Below are 2,901 nucleotides of genomic sequence, written 5' to 3'. Positions count from 1 at the left end.
ATACCGGCACCAACTACAGCTTAGCTACTACTACTGGAACTGGCAGCACCATCTTTGGTGGCTTAGTCGGCAATACTCGCGCACTCCTATCACTTGCTACAAGTGGAGACACTTCAGTAGCAGCGAGCGTGACGACCAATGGCGCATCAGGTCAGAGCTACGGTGGTAACTTAACCTTAACTGGATCGGATATCACCTTAGCCAGTGGTAATGGTCCAGTAGGCGTGGTGGGTAATGTGAGTGCAAATGCGCCGGTCAATAACCAGGCAATTATTGAGTTCTTGGGTGCAGGATCTTACATCTATAGCATTAACGGTGGCACAACATATACCTCACCTCTAACAGCTTCGTCTAGCCCAACCACTATTGCTGGTGGTAGCCTGTCGTACGTTAGTGGTAATTATTCTTGGACACCTTCATTCACAGCATCGAATCAGATCTTAGTTGTTGGTGGCGGTGGTTCTGGAGGTAGTAGTTATGACGGCGGAGGTGGTGGAGCCGGTGGAATTGTTTATACAACGATAAATACGATTGCCAATACTGCTTATACAGTACGGGTGGGTGCGGGTGGGGTTCGTTCGAACAACCCGATTGGTACGGTTGGCAATAGTGGAAGCAATTCTGTCTTTGGCACACTCGTTGCTTACGGTGGTGGTGGTGGTGGATCTTCTACATGTGGCTGCGCTGGCTATAACGGCTTAAACGGTGGTTCTGGTGGTGGTAGTGGATCAGGCTCTGCTGCGTCACCAGGCTCTGCGATCTACTCGTCTAGCAATAACATTGGTAGCAATGGCCAAACATGGTCTCTTAATAGTTATGGTTACATTGGCGGTGGTGGTGGCGGTGCATCAGGCACAGCCTCTACGTCTAATGGTATGTCCTTAATCAATGGTATTAACGGTTTAGCTTATTCAATTACTGGTTCAAGTGTCACGTACGCTGGCGGCGGTGGCGCTGGTGGTGATTTTGCTGGTGGCATCGGTGGCACTGGCGGTGGCGGTAGAGGTGGTGTGTATACACAAAATGGTGGAGATGCTACTTCTAATACTGGCGGTGGCGGTGGCGGTGGTGGTGGTTACGGCAACTACTACGGCGGCGCCGGCGGCTCAGGTGTTGTGATACTCAGCTATAACTCAGGCTCTGGCTCTGGCGGCGCAGCTGCACTCACCATCAACTCCGGCGCTGGCGCAGCTAGCATTGGTGGCAACGTATCGAACGTCAGTACCCTGACCATCAACTCATCTAGTGCTAATAGCCAGATTACTGGTGCGATTGGTAATGCTGCTAATTTAGTCAACAACGGCGCAGGCATCCTCACACTTTTAGGTAATAACACCTTTAGCGGTGGCACCAACATTAACGCCGGTACGGTTGCACTGTCTGGTAGCGGTGTATTACCAAGCGGTGGTAATGTCACGATTGCTGGCGGTACTTTAGATCTAGGCACAACGAACTTATCTGCAGGTAGCTTGACTCTTACCTCTGGCGCCATCCTCAGTACTACTGGTGTATTGAGTGGCAGCAGTTTTAGTATCAACAACGCTGCCGATATTACGATTGGCGCCATCCTCTCTGGCAATAGCGCAACCCTATCTAAATCTGGCGTTGGTACTTTAACCCTCTCTAATACTAATCAGTACACCGGTGCTACTACCGTCTCTGGCGGTACTTTAGCCATTACCGGCAGCGGTTCGATTGCTAGCTCTTCTGGTATCACGGTGAACGCTACTTTAGATATCACTGGTAGCACGAGCGGTATTACGGTAGTCACCTTAGCAGGTAATAGCGCTGGTTCAGTACTCTTAGGTGATAAGACTCTGACCATCTCTAATGCCAGCACCGAGTTTGCGGGTGTGATTAGTGGCAACACAGGTACTGGCGGTAAAGTGGTTCTGACTGCCGGTAGTCAAACCTTCTCCGGTGCTAATACCTACACCGGCACGACCACGATTAATGGTGGCACACTGCACATTAGCAATAACACTGGCTTAGGTAGTAATAGCGGCGGGGCAGTAACGATTAACGCTGGCGCTACGCTTGATCTCGTCTCCGTCATTGTTGGCGCTAAAGCGGTCATCCTCAATGGCGGTACCTTAGCCGATGTCACCAGCTCCTTAGCTGGTGCTATTACTTTGACGGCCAACAGTACACTCAGCGCTGCGAGTGGTGATACCTTAACCTTATCCGGTGTGATTAGTGAGAGCGGTGCCAGTTATGGCTTAACGAAGACTGGCGCTGGTACTGTGGTTCTGACTAATGCAGGCAATAGCTACACTGGTAGCACCACGATTAGTGCTGGTACCCTGTCCTTAACGGGCAGTGGCACGATTGCTAGCTCTAGTCAGTTAACGAACAACGCCATCTTGGATATCAGTGGTACGACTAGTGGCGCTTCAATCGTAAGCCTTGCTGGTAATAGCGCTGGCTCAGTCGTTTTAGGTAGCAAGACTTTAACCATCACTAACGCTGCTGATACCTTTGCAGGTGTGATCAGTGGTACCAATGGTAACTTCACCATCTCTGGTGGCACGCAGTTGCTCACCGGCAACAATACTTACACCGGTACTACCACCATCAGTAGTGGCGCTACCTTGCAAATCGGTAATGCAACTAGCGCTGGTAGCTTAGGTACTGGTGCAGTGACGAATAACGGTAGCTTGATCTTGAACCGCTCCGATGCCATTACCATTAGTAACGCGATTAGCGGTTCTGGTAATCTGACCCAAGCTGGCCAGAGTACTGTCACCTTGACTGCCAATAACAGCTACGTAGCGACCACCATCAACAGTGGCGCTACCTTGCAAATCGGTAACGCGACTACTACCGGTAGCTTAGGTTCTGGCGCAGTGACGAATAACGGTAGCTTGATCTTCAATCGCTCTAACGACATCACGATTGCTA

At 50.6% G+C, this 2,901-nt stretch carries 1 protein-coding gene; it reads left to right on the top strand.

Translation table 11 applies throughout. From position 1 onward, the window contains the following. On the top strand, positions 1-2,901 hold a 2,901-nt coding region (locus ICN29_RS10580; protein ID WP_216132999.1), incomplete at both ends, for a beta strand repeat-containing protein.

The sequence above is a fragment of the Polynucleobacter nymphae genome (assembly GCF_018882155.1).
Taxonomy (GTDB): Bacteria; Pseudomonadota; Gammaproteobacteria; order Burkholderiales; family Burkholderiaceae; genus Polynucleobacter; species Polynucleobacter nymphae.
This window is presented reverse-complemented; position numbering and strand designations above follow the sequence as displayed.